Below are 17,373 nucleotides of genomic sequence, written 5' to 3' on the forward strand. Positions count from 1 at the left end.
GCAGTTCCTCAGCCACCTCACATACTCTTTGTTGCACTATGTAAAAAAAGGCATTCCGGTGATCTCGGAATGCCTATAATATTAACTTTCTGTGACAGGCTCTGTTGTTCGAACAACAAATTCGTCATTTTCTACATCAAATACTACACGCTGACCCGTTAAGACTTCACCTTTTAACAGTTCCTCTGAAAGACGATCTTCCACATGCTTTTGTAATGCACGGCGCAACGGACGTGCTCCATATGTTGGATCGTAGCCTTCTGTAGTAATTTTATCTTGAGCAGCTTCAGTAAGTACTAGCTCTATTCCTTGTTCTTTTAAACGCTTCGCTAGCTGCTCTGTCATTAATGTCACAATTTGTTTTAAGTGTTCCTTCTCTAATGAGTGGAATACAATCATTTCATCTAAACGGTTTAAGAATTCAGGACGGAATGCTTTTTTCAATTCTTCCAGCATTTTTCCTTTCATATCTTTATAATCCGTTTTTCCTGCTTCTTGTAAGTTAAACCCTACATGTTTATTATACTTAAGTGCATCTGCTCCAACATTAGATGTCATAATCACTACTGTATTGCGGAAGTCGACTGTGCGACCTTTCGAATCAGTTAATCGACCATCCTCTAATACTTGTAAAAGTATATTGAATACGTCTGGATGTGCTTTTTCAATTTCATCTAATAAAATTACAGAATACGGTTTACGGCGAACTTTTTCAGTCAACTGACCACCATCATCAAAGCCAACATACCCCGGAGGTGAACCTACTAAACGAGAAGTAGAATGTTTTTCCATGTACTCAGACATGTCTACTCGGATCATCGCGTCCTCGTCTCCAAACATTACCTCTGCTAAAGCACGAGCTAACTCCGTTTTACCTACTCCTGTAGGTCCTAAGAAGATAAATGAACCAATTGGTCGCTTCGGATCTTTTAAGCCCGCTCGAGCTCGTCGGATAGCACGAGAAATAGCATCTACCGCTTCTTTTTGTCCGATTACACGTTCATGTAATTTATCCTCCAGCTTTAACAACTTCTCGGACTCTGTTTGAGCTAACTTGGAAACAGGAATTCCAGTCCACATCGAAACGACAGCAGCGATATCCTCGACTGTAACCTCTGACTCTTCTTTTCCTTGTTTTTCTTTCCAAGTATTTTTCATAGTTTCTAATTTATCTTTAATCTTTTGTTCTTTATCTCGGAAAGAAGCTGCCTTCTCAAATTCCTGGCTTTGCACAGCTGCATTTTTCTCAGAGCGAACAGCCTCTAGCTTCGTTTCTAATTCTTTTAAATTAGGAGGAGTTGTATAGGAACGAAGGCGAACCTTAGAACCTGCCTCATCAATTAAATCTATTGCTTTATCAGGCAAGAAACGATCGGAAATGTAACGATCAGACATTTTAACTGCTGCTTCTACTGCTTCATCCGTAATTTTCACACGGTGATGTGCTTCATAACGATCGCGTAACCCATAAATAATTTGTACAGCTTCCTCAGAAGAAGGCTCATCAACTTGGATTGGTTGGAAGCGACGTTCAAGCGCAGCATCTTTTTCAATGTATTTGCGATATTCGTCTAATGTAGTAGCACCGATACATTGAATTTCTCCTCGAGCCAGTGCTGGTTTCAAGATATTAGAAGCATCAATTGCCCCCTCTGCTCCACCTGCACCGATTAACGTATGAAGTTCATCAATGAAAAGAATAACATTTCCTGCTTGGCGAATTTCATCCATCACTTTTTTCAGACGGTCTTCAAATTCACCACGATATTTAGTACCCGCTACAACAGTACCCATATCTAAAGTCATTACACGTTTATCTCTTAAAATTTCAGGAACCTCATTTTGTACGATTTGTTGTGCAAGACCTTCTGCAATAGCAGTCTTACCTACACCTGGCTCCCCAATTAGGACCGGATTATTTTTCGTACGACGAGCTAATATTTCAATAACACGTGTGATTTCCTTGCTACGCCCTATTACAGGATCTAGCGTACCTTCTCTTGCAATTTGTGTTAAATCGCGTGCTAACCCGTCTAATGTCGGTGTACTAGCTGGAGCGACTCCGTTGTTATTACTATTGCTATGAGATTGATCGGAACTTCCTAATAATTGAAGCACTTGCTGACGCGCCTTGTTCAAGCTTACACCTGCATTGTTCAATACTCTTGCTGCTACTCCTTCTCCTTCACGAATTAAAGCAAGAAGTAAATGTTCTGTTCCAATGTATGAGTGACCTAGTTTTCTTGATTCATCTACTGACAGCTCAATGACTTTCTTAGCACGAGGCGTATAGTGAACAATCGGACCAACTTCCTCTGCTCCAGTTCCAACCAGCTCCTCGATCCCTGCCTCTATCACTTTTGGATCTACTTCGATTGCTTCTAATGCTTTTGCGGCAATTCCGCTACCTTCACGGATAAGACCGAGTAAAATATGTTCTGTTCCAATAGATTCATGCTTTAAACGAATAGCCTCTTCTTGAGCTAATTGTAAAACTTTTTGCGATCTTTGCGTAAATCGATTAAACATCATGCAGGTTCCTCTCCTTTTGTATTATCTTTTTCTCCTTTTTGCAAACGTTCCCTTAACAGCTTAGCTCGAAACATGTCACGCTCCGTGGCATTTAAAGTAGTGCCAGCGTACTTTTGTAAAAAACCAGGCTGCATAAAGATCATACATTCATTTAGGATGGACATATCTATATCCTTAATAAGTCCAATATCTATTCCTAAACGCACATCAGACAGACATCTTGCCGCCTCCTCTGTGGTCATTAGACGAGCATAGAATAAGGTTCCTAGTGAACGGTAAAGACGATCCTCCAATGTATTTGGGGAGTGCTGTAAAAGTGCGTCTCTTGCTTCTCTTTCTTTTTGAATAATTTGTTCTGCTATACTTTGAAGATCAGCAAGTATATCTTCCTCAGTCTTACCAAGTGTCGTTTGATTTGATACCTGATAAACATTGCCGAGCGCTTCACTACCCTCTCCATATATTCCTCTTACGACCATACCAAGCCGAGAAATAATGGTTACGATTCGATTCATTTGCTTTGTTTTTGTTAAAGCAGGTAAGTGCATCATGACAGATGCTCTAAGTCCTGTTCCAGTGTTTGTAGGGCAGCTTGTCAAATAACCAAACTGTTCGTCAAATGCATATGGTAATTCCTTTTCTAATAAACGATCTATTGTATCTGCCCGTTCGTAAGCTTGTTGGATTTGGAGTCCTGGAAATAGGCATTGAATTCGAATATGGTCCTCTTCATTCACCATGACACTAACAGACTCATCTTCTGATAAAAGGACAGATCCCGTATTTGGTGAATTTGCGAGCTTAGGACTTATTAAATGTTTTTCAACCAAGACTTGACGCCCTAGCTCAGATACATCTTTAATATGCACAGATGTAAAATTTTTCTGTAATTCTTCATCTGCATCTAACAGTGTGGAGGATACAGATTGGTCAATTTTATGCGCTTCGTCCTCTGTAAATGCTAGAGGGAAGCGAAAACCATTAAGGTTTCTCGCCAAGCGAATTCTGGTGCTCATCACGATGTCAGAATGCTCTCCTTCCCCTTCCATCCAACTAGATCTGGAATTATCTAAAAAGTTCTCAATCGACATGTGAATCGTCACCTCCTCCGGCAAGTTGTTTTTCAAGGTCTTTAACTTCGTCTCTTAACTTCGCGGCATCTTCAAATTGCTCTTGCTCAACTGCCTGCTTCATTTGAGCCCTAATTGCTTCAATTCGTTTCTTTAAAGCTATTTTTTCACCAAGTCGCCCTGGTGCTTTTCCAATATGTGTAGTGTTACCATTGTGTAGACGTTTTAGGGCTTGAGGTAAATGAGGACGGAAGCTTTCGTAGCATGATGCACATCCAAACTTACCCTCTTCTAGAAATCTCTCAATAGACCAGCCACATTCATCACATTCAAGTGTTTTTTGTTGTTTTTGTTGAACTATCTGATCTGCTTGGTTAAACCAATTAGATAGAAGCTGATGAAGAGATAATGGGTCTTGTTTGTATTCAACATAAAACGGGTGGAGGCTATTGGCACAGACCTCACAATAATGTCTTTCAAAGTGTTCTCCGTTATGCACTTGTGTAACCGTCACTTTAGCTGGCCGTTGTTTACAATTTTCACAAATCACCTTATCAACACCCCGTTCAATTTTCACTTTTTTCATATTTTAGTGTTAAAAGCATGGCACATAGTATACGTGCTCGTAGCTCATCTCTTGCTGGTAGTGGGATGGCTAAAGTTGTTCTGTCTAGAGCTGCTAAAATTATCTTCGCCTCTCTTTTGGTAATAACCTCTTCATCCAATAAACGAAAAACAATATCCTCTGTAGTGGATGCAGATGCTCCTGCTTCCAGACTTTGTATTATATGCTCAATTAATTCAGCTTTTGTGTGGGCTCGAACGCGGAGAATTCGAATATACCCACCACCACCACGTTTACTTTCCACCAAATATCCACGATCCAGTGTGAATCGGGTGTTTATTACATAATTTATTTGTGAAGGTACACATTGAAATTTTTCTGCGATCTCGCTTCTTTTGATTTCAATTTGCCCCCTACTTTCTTGTTCGATAATTGCCTTCAAATAACCTTCAATAATGTCAGATATATTTTTCATCTTCTCTCACCTCTTCTCACAAAAACTGACTTTGACTATCTTTGACTATATTATATAATGAATTTTTTGGTTGTGCAATTGATTTGCCTAGCATAAAAGAAACAAAAAAACTACCAACATTTATTGTCAGTAGTTTTAGGGTGTATCAAAATGAAAACTTATATTCTTATATTTGTGAATTGTATTTAAGCTGTGTAATAAAAATTGTTGGCTCTACCTCAATATCATGTACTTTGTAAAAGTGATGTCTTTCATACAAAGCAAGAGCTGGTAAATTTTTGCGCCGGTAGAAACTATTATACTTACAGCTTTTGGAGTAGCGCTCAAAACATGCTGGAGCAACTCAGAAGCTATCCCTTTTCTAAAATAAATTGGGTGGACAACTAACCTACAAATATTTAGTACGTCTCCCTCGTATTCATAGGAGATAAAACCAAGTAGGCTCTCCTTATTGTACTTTCCTATAAAAATCTCTTTAGATACTTTAATATCCTCGATTGTTTCCTTAAGCTGTGGTATGCCTTCAAAACCGATGATCTCTGCTTCCTTGCGGTAAGCCGGAAGCTGTATTTCGAGCATTTCCTCTGCTATAGAATGCTTTTGGTGATCAATTAATCGAATCATATGCACCTCTATTAAATTTTTCTTTTCTTATTGGTTTTTTGGGTCTTCGATACTTGCTTCCATTTATCACGTTCTGTTTTTTGAGCAGCTAAGTTGTTTTTACGCTCGATATGAGCAAGCTCACGCAATAATTTTACATAGCTTACATATCGATCCTCTTTTAGCAAACCAGTTCGAATAGCTTCTTGAATGGCGCAGCCAGGCTCTTTTTTATGCTGACAGTCTCTAAATCTGCATTCGATAGCAAGTTCTTCGATATCCTGAAAACTGTTGCTAATACCCTCGCTAGAATCCCAGAGCTGGAACTCTCTCATTCCCGGGGTATCAATTAATAGTCCACCACCAGGTAATAAGGAAAGCTCTCTATGAGTGGTTGTATGACGCCCTTTACTGTCATCCGCTCGAATATCGCTAACCTCCATTACATCCTCACCAGATAGAGCATTGATCAAAGAGGATTTCCCTACGCCTGAAGAACCTAGTAAGGCCCCCGTTTTACCGTTGACTAGGAGAGCGGCTAAGTCATCTATTCCCTCTCCCGTGACACTAGATACAGCGAATACATTTACGCCGAATGCAATCGTTTCGACTTCACTGATGAAATAATCCACCTGTTCACAAGCGTCTTTTTTCGTTAGTACCACGACAGGTGTAGCACCAGAATCCCAAGCTGCAAGTAGATAGCGCTCTAACCTTCTTACATTAAAATCATGGTTGAGTGACATCACTAAAAATACATAGTCTACATTCACTGCTACCAATTGGATTTCTGTTGTTGTACCTGCCACTTTTCTTGAGAATTGGGATTGTCTCGGTAGAACCTGTTGAATAATACCTTTATCTTCTCCAGGCATCTGCTCTAAAACCACCCAATCTCCTACGGCTGGATAGGCTTCACGGTTGTGATCAAACTTAAATCTACCCGATAGAGAGCAAAGCCACTCACCTTCATTCGTAATTACTCGATAAGAATGCTTATGCTCGAGTAAAACTCGACCTACTAATCCTTTGTTCGACATCTTTTCTTCCCATTTACTATTCCATCCATACTGTTCGATTAAATTCAATTTCAATTTCCTCCTAATTTTCCCATTAAAATATTTGAATCGCCATTATTTTAAGCGAATTACTGGGCAACAAAAAAACCATGATTGCTCGAATCAGCAATCATGGTCTCCCGTTCATTAGTAAAGAAATTTCAAAAAGTATGAAGAAATAAGCTCGATTGTCTGTATACAATCAAACTAATACCTATTCCGCCTACATTTTAGAAAATAACAGGGTAAGACATCATGAACTTACTGATTCGAATCGAATTATATACAATAGCCATAATGCCTCACCTCTTTCTTTAAGTTAAATTCAGAATACTACAAGTTTTTGAAATATGCAATAGGCAATTATGCCGTTACATCACGTTTTGTAAATGACCAGTAGCTCGTCACAAGGAAAACTGCAAGGTAAATAAGAATTACGACAATAGAGAAGGCCATCGTCATTCCCTCTATTGAGGGATCATTTGCGCCAATGTATTGCCCCAAATTTGTATTAGCAAATAAAATATATTTCGAAGCCTCGATTTTCAGCGCCGCAAGAACTCCTGTAACTTGTACTCCTGTAAACATCAAGAAAATAGATATTCCTATTGCCAATGAGCTCGAACGGAAAACAGAGCCAATCATAAAGGCCAACGTTCCAATCACTAATACATTGATTAGCGATAAAGCAGTTAACAGTAACAATCTACCCCAGAATGAAACTTCAACTACAGCTCCGTCTACTAACTCTAACTGGGTTCCTGGTACATTATCAAAGAATATATAGCCAAAAATGATGCCTGAAATAAGAAGAATACCAGTCATTGCTACTGCAAATAAACCAACCGTTAACAGTTTAGACGTAAGGATCTTCCAACGCTTTACTGGTCTTGTTAATAACATTTTAATCGTTCCTTGAGAAAACTCAGAAGCTACAATACCACCGGCAACAACTACTGTAAGTAATGTAACAACTGACATCATACTAGGAAGGCCGGTGATAAAGCCTTGTGCACTATCATCTATAATTGGTGGCAGTTCATTATCCAATCTATATTTAGTTATTTCAGGTTCCTCCGCAACGGCCGTCATCTGGCTCACTGTTATAGTTTCTCCTGAATCGTCCTGTCCTACTTCTAAGGAATTCATCCATTTCACAAAGCCCGCAGAACCAAGCATTACCAATACGAGCAGTATAGCCATGATCCAGGTTGCTTTTTTACTCCATAGTTTTAACCACTCATTTCGTACGAGATTCAGCAATTTGTCCACCTCCTGTAATTTCTAAGAATTGATCTTCTAATGTTTTTCTATTTGGAGTGATGGAATAGATTTGTAGGCCATTCGCAATCATCTCTGCAACTAATGCAGGCACTTCCTCTTTATTAAGTGGGATTATAAAACCACTTCCTTGAGCTTCCATTGTAATCTCTTTATGTTTAAAGAAATCTACTACTTTTTCTAGTTCAGATGCTTCGATGTAATAATAAGATTTTTGCTGTTCATTTACCTCTTGAATAGATAAGAGCTTCCCATTTTGAATAACGGCAATTCTATCACACATTAATTCTATCTCTGCGAGCAAATGACTTGAAACAAAGATAGCAACACCATCTTCTACTGCGATCTTTTTTAAGTATGTGCGGAATTCCCGAATCCCTGCAGGATCTAACCCGTTTGTGGGCTCGTCTAAAATAAGAAATTTAGGCTTATGTAGGATAGCCTGTGCTAGGCCAAGACGCTGTCTCATTCCTAAAGAATAGGTGGATACCTTTTCGTGAATACGCTTTTGAAGTCCCACCTGAGCAATTACTTCATCAATACGTTCTTTGGTGATGTTCTTATTCATTCGAGCAAAATGAACGAGATTTTTATATCCGCTCATAAACTTATACATTTCAGGGTTCTCTACAATTACCCCTACCTTGCTCATGGACCCCTCAAAATCCTCGGACAAAGGCTTGCCTTCTATAAATACCTCTCCCGATGTTGGCTTCATAAGACCAGTCATCATCCGTATAGTTGTTGTTTTCCCTGCTCCATTCGGCCCTAAGAATCCTGTTATTTGCCCAGAATACAAGTCTAATGTCAGGTCGTCGATAATTTTCTTTTTCCCAATTATTTTAGAAAGATTTTGTAACCTTACTATTGTTTTTTGTTCCAAATTAACTCACCTTCCTTATCACTAATTTTGTCCCTATTAAGTTATACGTCTCAAACTTAAATAAGTTCTATAAAAATCTAATTAATTTGTTTACCTTCTAAGCGAACAATTCAAAAAATAAAAAACACCAATCCACTTTAATTAGATTGGTGTAATCCCATATTAATTATAAAGATGACAGGCAACAAAATGGCCTGGTTCCTGCTCTTGCCAAATTGGCTTTTTCTCTGCACATATAGACATCGCGTGAGGGCATCTTGTCCGAAATACACAACCCGATGGTGGATTGATCGGACTTGGTAGCTCGCCTTGTAGGATAATCCGTTGACGGGATTCCTCAATATCAGGATCTGGAATTGGAATTGCCGACAACAATGCCTGCGTATAAGGATGTAATGGGCTTTCATAAAGCTGACTACTTGTTGTTAGTTCAACCATATGCCCTAAATACATTACACCAATACGATCAGAAATATATTTAACCATAGATAGATCATGAGCGATAAATAAGTAGGTTAACCCTTTTTCCTTTTGAAGACGCTGTAACAATTTTACTACTTGAGCTTGTACAGAAACGTCCAATGCAGATATTGGCTCATCTGCTATGATAAATTCTGGATCTAATGCCAGGGCTCGCGCAATTCCTATACGTTGTCTTTGTCCGCCTGAGAATTCATGTGGATACCTATTAGCATGATCTCGATTTAGTCCGACATCTTCTAACAGCTCATAAACTCTTTCTCTAACCTCTTTTTTAGAGCTATATAATTTATGAATTTCGATAGGCTCTGCAATAATTTCGAGGACTGTGGACCTAGGATTTAGAGATGCGTAGGGATCTTGGAAAATCATTTGCATTTTCTTCAAATAGTCTTTGCGTTCTTTATCATTCATTTCATGTACATTCTTTTGTTCGAATAGCACATCTCCCTCAGTCCGGTTATACAGACCTAGGATAGTACGTCCAGCGGTAGATTTACCACAGCCCGATTCCCCTACTAAGCCAAATGTTTCTCCCTTGAGAATGTCAAAGCTAATCCCATCCACTGCCTTTAAAGTGCTACCTTGACCAATATCAAAATGTCTCTTTAAATCCTTTACAGATAATAGTACATTCTCCGTCATATCTTTCCCCCCTAAACGGCATATCTTCTCACAGCACATATCTCTTTTTGTAGCTTGGAGCCTTCTAATACTAAAATTTCCACTGACTTTCCTGTTGAAGGTGAATGTAATAATTGACCATTCCCATAGTAAAATCCAACATGACGAACTGAGCCTGTGCCTTCGTCATTTGCAAAAAATAGCAAGTCTCCCTTTTTCCATGAAGAAGGTTCATCCTTAGAGACCTCTATGCCTTCTATCGCCTGATCACTTGCATCGCGTGGGATAAAATAGCCACACGCCTTTAACATGTTGTATGAAAATCCTGAGCAATCAAAGCCATATGGAGACATCCCTCCCCATAGATATGGTAAGTCTAAGTAGGCTTCCCCCAACCTCACAGTTTCCTCTAGTGGGAGTTTTGGTAATTGTTCCTTAGATGCAGCATATTGTACATTTTCTTTTCGGAGCAGCCCCTCTCCATGTGGCGCTCGAACCTTATAGAAATCATCCGTTTCAGATAGAACAGGTAGAATTGTATTAAAAGGTAGAATCAGTAATGGTTTTTCTTCCGTATCCCATAACTGGGTTCTTGTACCCTTTACTCGAACAATTCCTTGGTTGCCAGCCTCTACTATTTCTTTCAATTGAGCCAACGGCACCCAACCCGGATAGCCTCTTTCGTCTTTTTTAGAGGGCTGCCAGACTGCAATTATTTTAGCCCAATCGTCCTTTATCTCATCCACAATAACTGGCTCTCCATAAAGAAGCTGAGTTTGAACACGGTTCTCATCACAAAGGGCTAGTCGCTCCTTGTATGGCAAAGCTTCTAGCCATTCAACAAGCTGTACAGGATTAGATATTCCAGGACCATCTACTTCCCGAGCTGAAGACGGCTCTGTCCAGACCGTCGCAACCTTTACTGCACAAGCCCAATAACTTTTTTCTATTGTCATTTTTGTCCCTCCCCTATTTTAACGCTCGCAATGCCTAGCCCATAGGATTTCGAAAAGGTCATCGTGCTAGCTTGGTAGACGATACCGCCTGTAACAATGTCCTCCGCCAGCATTAAAGGAGCATCAAAATCATAAAAAAGGATATTAGGCTGACTCGCTGCCAAATGAGCTGCTGCTGTTATACCTATTTTAGTTTCAATCATACTCCCTACCATACAGGTGATATCATTTGCCTCTGCCAATGTATTAATCTTTAATGCCTGATAAATGCCACCAGATTTCATTAATTTAATATTAATCAAGTCTGCAGCCCGCATTTCTAATACACGCTTAGCATCATAAATCGAGAAAACACTCTCATCTGCCATAATAGGGGTTGCTGTTCGTTCAGTTACGTATTTTAAGCCTTCTAGATCCTCAGCAGGAACCGGCTGCTCGACAAACTCAATCTTAAGCCCAGCGTCTTCCATAGTACCTATAGCGCGTACGGCTTCTTTTGCATTCCATCCCTGATTGGCATCGAGCCTTATTTTAATATCTTTTCCTACTCGCCTCCTAATAGCCTCAATACGTTCAATATCCTCTTGTATCGTACCTATTCCAACCTTTACTTTGAGTATTTGAAACCCTTCTCTTACGTAGCGCTCAGCATCCTCTGCCATTTCAGCTGGTTCATTGACACTCACAGTAAAATCCGTTGTAAGGCTATTTCGATAGCCTCCTAAATATTGATAAAGTGGTAGCTCAGCATATTGGCCCAAAAGGTCAAAGATTGCCATGTCAACTGCAGCTTTCGCACTCGTATTTCTGACAAGTGCTTTATGGAGCTTCTGAAAAATTATCTCCTTTTCTAGTAAAGAAAGTCCGATTAGCTGCGGAGAAATAATTTCATTTATAGCGTATTGGATACTTTCTAATGACTCACCAGTGATCACATGAGTAGGAGGTGCCTCTCCGTAACCTACTTTTCCTTCATCAGAGGTTACCTTCACGACAACGGAAAAAGCAGTGGTAACTGTACGCAATGCTGTTTTGAAAGGTTTAGTCAGTGGAACAGCAACATAAAACGTTTCAATAGCTTGTATTTTCACCCTAAATTCCTCCTACTCTACTCCTGGTAATATAGATAACGTTAGGTTCTCTGTATTTAACATGCCGTCTACTCCTAATGGAATCGCAAAGTGAGGCTGACAGTGTCCGATAAGAAAACCTTTTATTGCTGGTTTACCTAAGTTCCCTAAGTAATGGTCAAAAACCTCATCCATTGTAAGAGATTTTTTACCTCTCCTTGGCTCCGCGTCACAGAAGTCTCCAATGACGAATCCAGCAGCTGCATCTAGCTTGCCAGCTAAACGTAGCTGATTTAGCATTCCGTCTACCTTATATGGCTCTTCTCCAATGTCCTCTATTAGCAGAAGCTTACGATTGGTATCCACTTCATATTTGGTCCCAATTCCGCTTGCAAGAAGAGAGAGATTTCCACCAACCAGCTCCCCTCTGGCTACCCCAGGAGCAACTATGGATAAAGGAGATATATCCTCTGTGTAATGTAACTCTATTGGCTGAAACAGCTGATAAAACATTTTTTTGGATAGCTCATTAAATGTACTTTTACCCACGTCTGAAGCTAACATGGGACCATGGAATGTGACAATATCCGAATATAAATTCATTGCACTATGTAAATAAGTGATGTCTGAATAACCCCAAAAAATTTTCGGATTTTCATTCATTAATTGATAATCGATTTGGTCTGCATACCTTGCAGTACCGTATCCTCCGCCAGCACAAATTATTCCATTGATGTTAGGGTCTGCGAACATCTCATGTAAATCCTCTAGTCGCTCTTCGTCTGTGCCCGCTAAATACCCGTTAACTTGCTCTACACTTTTTCCCATTCTATAAGATAATCCTAATTCCTCTAAAAACGATAGGGAGCGTTTCAGTTGATCTAAGTTAGGAGGACTAGCTGGAGCAATAATTCCAATTGTATCCCCTTTTTTCAATCTATTTGGCTTTATTTTCATATGTATAATCTCCTTTGTTTTTAAAGAAAAGGGCGGCACTTGCAAAAGTGCCGCATCTTTTGTTTGGGAATAAATACTTTTATTCCTTATCTGCCCATTTTAAATCCATGTATCCAACTGGATGTCTTACAATACCTTTAACATTCGATTTCTCTAGTGTTACTTGGTTGTAATAGTGGATTGGAATAACAGGCATTTCTTCCATTAAGAATTTGTCAGCCTCTATTAGCATATCCCAACGTTTTTGCTCATCTGTTTCATTTTTAATATCAGCAATCATTTTATCGAACTCTGGGCTAGACCAAGTAGTACGATTCATAGAAGAACCAGTAATGAAGCTTTCTAATGCGTTTACAGGATCAGCATAGTCAAATAAGAAGGAAGAGCGTGATAACATGTATTTGAACTCTTTTTGCTCTGAAGCAAATACGCTAGCCTCTACATTTTGTAGTGCTACTTCTACTCCTAGAACTTCCTTAAATTTACTTTGAAGTGCCTCTGCAATTTTCTTGTGTGTATCACTTGTAGAATAAGTTAACGTTACTTGAGGTAATTCTGTGTAACCTTCCTCTTTCATACCTTCTGCTAAAAGTGCTTTTGCTTTTTCCGCATCATGCTGTATTAGCTTTCCAGCAGTCTCTCTAAATTCCTTGCCATCAGGACCTTTAAATCCGTATGGTACAAATCCCTCAGCAGGTTTCTCGCCATTTTTCGTAACGAATTCTACGATTTCTTGTTGGTCAACAGCCATACCAAATGCTTGGCGAATTTTTTTGTTTGTAAATGGTTCCATTGAAACGTTATAGCGGAAGAAATACAGACCGGCTTGGTCTTCGTTTTTTAACTCCGGATCATCTTTTAATTGGTCTGCAAGCTCTGCTGGAACACCAGAGACATCTAAATCACCTGTTGAGTACATTTGATATTCTGTATTCGAATCATCAATCATTGCCCACTCGACTTTGTCTAGCTTCACAGTTTCAGCATCCCAATAGCTTTCGTTTTTCTCAAAAGTGAAGCTTACATCATGATCCCAACTAGCCAATTTAAAAGGACCATTCCCAACAAATGATTCTGCTTCTGTAAACCATTCAGGATTTTCTGTAGCTACCTTCTCGTTGACCGGGAAGAAGCTTGGGTTCGTGATAATATTTAAAAATGCTTCAGTTGGAGCAGCAAGTTTAACTTCAAATACTTTCTCACTAACAGCTTTAATCGCTACTGCATCAGCTGCTCCTTCTCCATTGTTATAAGCCTCTGCCCCTTCAATAAAATAGGCCAAGAACGCTGCTGGAGAAGCAGTTTCAGGATTTAACATATGCAACCATCCATAAACAAAATCTCCTGCTACAACAGGGTCTCCATTAGACCATTTTGCATTTTCACGAATCGTAAATGTATACGTTAGCCCATCCTCTGATATATCAATCTTCTCCGCCGTAGCCTCTTCAGCTTGATGGTCTTTGTTTAATCTTACTAGACCCTCCATAAGGTTGTTTAACGCGCTCCATGATACTGCATCAAACCCTACCGATGGATCAAATGACGTTGGCTCATTGCCATTATTTAGCTTAAGTACTTTTTCTGCCTCTGGAGCAGGTTCCTCTTTACCCTCGTCCGTCTTTGTTGTCGTCGGCTCAGTCTCGGTCGGTGTCTTCCCAGCCTCTTCATTGGCTGTACACGCGCTTAACACAAGAACAAACAAAGCCACAATTAATAATGAAAGCCATTTTTTCATCCTAGTTTCCCCCTCTGTATTGTATATGTGAATGCACTTGCGCGCTCTCATCCTTTTTACTTTTGTAATTGTAAAACCTTTGCTCTGTCATCCTGGAGCCAGCAATCTACCTTATGGGCATCTGATAGCTTACTTGTAAATGGATACACATGATCACATACTTCCATGGCAAACTTGCATCGTGCAGTAAACGGACAGCCAGTAGGAGGTGAGAAAAGGTCAGGTGGTGTTCCATCAATTGGCTGCAACTCCTCATCCATTAAATCCAAACGTGGAACTGAGTTTAGAAGCCCTTGAGTATAAGGATGCTGTGGAGTGTAAAAAATTTCTCTTTTATCCCCTATCTCCACAATTTTACCTGCATACATCACCGCTATGCGATCAGCTATCTTTGCTACTACCCCTAAATCATGAGTAATTAAAATAATTGAAATATCGGTTTTCCTTTGAATTTCTTCAAAGAGCTCCAATATTTGTGCTTGTATCGTTACGTCTAAGGCAGTGGTAGGTTCATCTGCTATAAGCAGTTCTGGATCACAGATTAAAGCAATGGCGATTACGATACGCTGTCTCATCCCACCAGAGAATTGGTGAGGATACTGTTTTAATCTTTCCGAAGGATTCGGGATGCCTACCAGGTTTAGCATTTCGATTGCCTTTAGCCTAGCCTCTTGTTTTCCAACCTTCTTATGTGTCCTCAAACCTTCCGTTAACTGCTCCCCTATAGTAAGCGTAGGATTTAAGGCTGTCATAGGGTCTTGAAAAATCATGGATACATCAATACCTTGGATCTTTCTGAGTTCTGATTTACTTAGCTTCGTAAGCTCTTTGTTTTTAAATAAGATACTTCCATTCTTAATCTTGCCTGCTGGCTCCGGTATCAATCCCATGATGGCATTAGAGGTCACACTCTTACCACAGCCAGATTCACCAACGATTGCTAATGTTTCACCTTTATATAAATCAAAGTTGACTCCCCTGACTGCTTCTACCTCTCCCCCATACGTTTTAAATGAAACTTGTAGGTTATTAACCTGTAATATTTTTTCATCCGTTATCTTCTTTCTTGCTTTCTTACCGTTAGGCCTAGCTAAAGAGTCACCCGATTGTAAGGATGCAGCTACTTCATCTACTTTCCCTCGAGCAAGTTCCTTTGCATGATCTAATTGATGTTCATTCATCCATTCTTACCTCCTAAGCTTTGGATCAAGTGCATCCTGTAAGCCATCTCCTAATACATTAAATGCAAACATTGTCACAGAGATAAAGAATGCAGGGAAAAACAACCTCCACCAATGGCCAGATAAAATTACTGGCAAGGCATCATTTGCCATTACACCCCAGCTGGCAGCGGGTGCAGATACTCCTAGTCCTAAAAAACTAAGAAATGCCTCTGCAAATATCGCACTCGGTACAGTAAGAGTCATTTGGACAATAATAGGACCCATCGTATTAGGCAATAAGTTTTTCCGTATGATTCTTGAGCTTTTGGCACCAAAGGATTTGGATGCAGTTACAAATTCATAATTTTTAATCTGTAATACCTGGCCCCGTACAATCCTAGCCATACCTACCCAGCCAGTTACCGTTAACGCCACTATAATGGTTGTTAGACTTGGACCCATTACAACCATCAATAAAATAACTACCAGTAAATGCGGTAGACCATAAAGTACTTCAATAATACGCATCATGATCGCATCTGCTCTGCCGCCTTTGTAACCACTAAAGCCTCCATAAATAATTCCAATAAAGAAATCAATTAATGCAGCCATTACCCCTACAAATAACGAAACCCTAGCACCGTACCATGTTCTTGTAAAAACATCTCGACCTGCCTCGTCCGTACCGAACCAATGCTCAGCTGATGGACCTTGATTTTGCATTGGATAATTTACTTCATCCATATCATAGGGTGAAAAGATCGGACCAAATATAGCAAACAGGGTGAGAAGAACTAAAAAGAGCAGTCCTCCCATTGCAAGCTTATTTTTCTTTAGTCTTCTCCATGCATCCTTCCAATAGGACAAAGAAGGTCTTACAACAGATTCGGCTTCTCCCTCTTCTTTTACTTTTGGACGAAACCATTCATCCTTTATTTCTACTGGGGATACAGTCTCTTGTGTTTTAACCATTAAGCATCCCCCTCTTTACGATGTAATTTGATACGTGGATCTAATATGCCATAGACAATGTCTACTAAGAACAGCATAAATACTAAGAATGCACTATAAAAGACCGTCGTTCCCATGATAACTGGATAATCACGATTATTAATGCTTTCTACAAAGTATTTTCCCATTCCTGGAATGGCAAAAATGCGTTCTATTACGAAGGTACCTGTTAGAATACCTGCTAACATCGTACCCATAATGGTTACTACTGGCATTAAGGCATTTCTTAAGGCATGACGAAAAACAATTCTAACTGGAGAAAGTCCTTTAGCTCTTGCCATTTTGATATAATCCTGTGTCAATACTTCTAGCATGCTGGATCTAGTCAAACGAGCGATTATTGCCGTAGGTCCCGTGGCCAATGCTAGGGTTGGAAGAATCATATGCAACGGACTACTCCAAGTGGCTGGCGGTAATAACTCCCACGTTACTGCCACTTGCTGAATCAGTAAAGTAGCTAAAACAAAGTTAGGAACTGATATACCAATTACCGCAAAAGTCATAGCCAAATAATCAATAACACCGTTATGCCGGAGAGCTGCCAATGTACCTAAAAGAACCCCAGACAATAAAGCAACTAGGATAGTTGCCATCCCTAACTCAAAGGAAATTGGAAATCCCCTTGCTAACAGTTCATTGACTGATTCATTTGGTTTTTTAATCGATGGACCAAAATCGAATGTAACAATTGACTTCAAATAGTTCAAATATTGGACGTACATAGGCTGGTCTAGCTTATAAAACTTTTCTAAGTTTGCTTGAATAGTAGGATTCGAAGTTCTTTCACCATCAAAAGGAGAACCCGGTATGGTGTGCATTAATGCAAATGTGAGAGTCGCGATGATGAGGATTGTTGCTATCATCATCATAAAACGCTTAATAATATACTTCGTCACGGCAGGCTTCC

At 39.7% G+C, this 17,373-nt stretch carries 16 protein-coding genes; all 16 read right to left on the bottom strand.

From position 1 onward, the window contains the following. Window positions 1-81: 81 nt before the first annotated feature. Complete coding sequence (locus tag HF876_RS07245; protein ID WP_169359396.1) at window positions 82-2,532, bottom strand: ATP-dependent Clp protease ATP-binding subunit; 2,451 nt, start codon at window positions 2,530-2,532, stop codon at window positions 82-84. Beyond that, window positions 2,529-3,623 carry a protein-arginine kinase McsB gene (mcsB, locus tag HF876_RS07250; RefSeq protein WP_169359397.1) on the bottom strand — a complete coding sequence of 365 codons (1,095 nt, stop codon included), beginning with the start codon at window positions 3,621-3,623 and terminating at the stop codon, window positions 2,529-2,531. Before mcsB ends, HF876_RS07245 begins: the two co-directional genes overlap by 4 nt. Further along, window positions 3,613-4,152 (bottom strand): UvrB/UvrC motif-containing protein, encoded by a 540-nt coding sequence (locus tag HF876_RS07255; protein ID WP_169359398.1) that lies wholly within the window; start codon window positions 4,150-4,152, stop codon window positions 3,613-3,615. The genes mcsB and HF876_RS07255 overlap by 11 nt, the downstream gene beginning before the upstream one ends. Window positions 4,153-4,168: 16 nt before the next feature. Further along, the gene (locus HF876_RS07260; protein ID WP_169359399.1) at window positions 4,169-4,642 is read right to left on the bottom strand and encodes a CtsR family transcriptional regulator; all 474 of its coding nucleotides are present in this window, start codon (window positions 4,640-4,642) and stop codon (window positions 4,169-4,171) included. 213 nt (window positions 4,643-4,855) lie between these two features. Further along, window positions 4,856-5,266 (bottom strand): GNAT family N-acetyltransferase, encoded by a 411-nt coding sequence (locus tag HF876_RS07265; protein ID WP_240949691.1) that lies wholly within the window; start codon window positions 5,264-5,266, stop codon window positions 4,856-4,858. A gap of 11 nt (window positions 5,267-5,277) precedes the next feature. Next, window positions 5,278-6,285 (bottom strand): ribosome small subunit-dependent GTPase A, encoded by a 1,008-nt coding sequence (rsgA, locus tag HF876_RS07270; protein ID WP_169359431.1) that lies wholly within the window; start codon window positions 6,283-6,285, stop codon window positions 5,278-5,280. Window positions 6,286-6,666: 381 nt separating this feature from the next. Further along, window positions 6,667-7,566: an ABC transporter permease subunit gene (locus HF876_RS07275; protein WP_169359400.1), complete on the bottom strand. Its 900-nt coding sequence runs from the start codon at window positions 7,564-7,566 to the stop codon at window positions 6,667-6,669. Further along, window positions 7,544-8,467, bottom strand: a complete 924-nt coding sequence (locus tag HF876_RS07280) for an ABC transporter ATP-binding protein (protein ID WP_169359401.1) — start codon at window positions 8,465-8,467, stop codon at window positions 7,544-7,546. The genes HF876_RS07275 and HF876_RS07280 overlap by 23 nt, the downstream gene beginning before the upstream one ends. A 162-nt stretch (window positions 8,468-8,629) precedes the next feature. Next, window positions 8,630-9,592, bottom strand: coding sequence for an ABC transporter ATP-binding protein (locus HF876_RS07285; protein WP_169359402.1), 963 nt, complete (start codon window positions 9,590-9,592; stop codon window positions 8,630-8,632). 11 nt (window positions 9,593-9,603) lie between these two features. Further along, window positions 9,604-10,527: a C40 family peptidase gene (locus HF876_RS07290; RefSeq protein WP_169359403.1), complete on the bottom strand. Its 924-nt coding sequence runs from the start codon at window positions 10,525-10,527 to the stop codon at window positions 9,604-9,606. Next, window positions 10,524-11,618, bottom strand: coding sequence for an enolase C-terminal domain-like protein (locus HF876_RS07295; protein ID WP_169359404.1), 1,095 nt, complete (start codon window positions 11,616-11,618; stop codon window positions 10,524-10,526). Before HF876_RS07295 ends, HF876_RS07290 begins: the two co-directional genes overlap by 4 nt. A 12-nt stretch (window positions 11,619-11,630) precedes the next feature. Further along, a complete protein-coding gene (locus tag HF876_RS07300; RefSeq protein ID WP_169359405.1) occupies window positions 11,631-12,554 on the bottom strand; it encodes a S66 peptidase family protein in 924 nt (307 codons plus the stop codon). Between the two features lie 79 nt (window positions 12,555-12,633). Next, window positions 12,634-14,292 (bottom strand): peptide ABC transporter substrate-binding protein, encoded by a 1,659-nt coding sequence (locus HF876_RS07305; protein WP_169359406.1) that lies wholly within the window; start codon window positions 14,290-14,292, stop codon window positions 12,634-12,636. A gap of 56 nt (window positions 14,293-14,348) precedes the next feature. Beyond that, a complete protein-coding gene (locus tag HF876_RS07310; RefSeq protein ID WP_169359407.1) occupies window positions 14,349-15,473 on the bottom strand; it encodes an ABC transporter ATP-binding protein in 1,125 nt (374 codons plus the stop codon). Window positions 15,474-15,479: 6 nt separating this feature from the next. Then, window positions 15,480-16,427 (bottom strand): ABC transporter permease, encoded by a 948-nt coding sequence (locus tag HF876_RS07315; protein ID WP_169359408.1) that lies wholly within the window; start codon window positions 16,425-16,427, stop codon window positions 15,480-15,482. Continuing rightward, a complete protein-coding gene (locus HF876_RS07320; RefSeq protein ID WP_169359409.1) occupies window positions 16,427-17,362 on the bottom strand; it encodes an ABC transporter permease in 936 nt (311 codons plus the stop codon). Before HF876_RS07320 ends, HF876_RS07315 begins: the two co-directional genes overlap by 1 nt. Window positions 17,363-17,373: the final 11 nt, after the last annotated feature.

Origin of the sequence: Psychrobacillus sp. BL-248-WT-3 (assembly GCF_012843435.1) — a bacterium.
Lineage (GTDB): Bacteria > Bacillota > Bacilli > Bacillales_A > Planococcaceae > Psychrobacillus.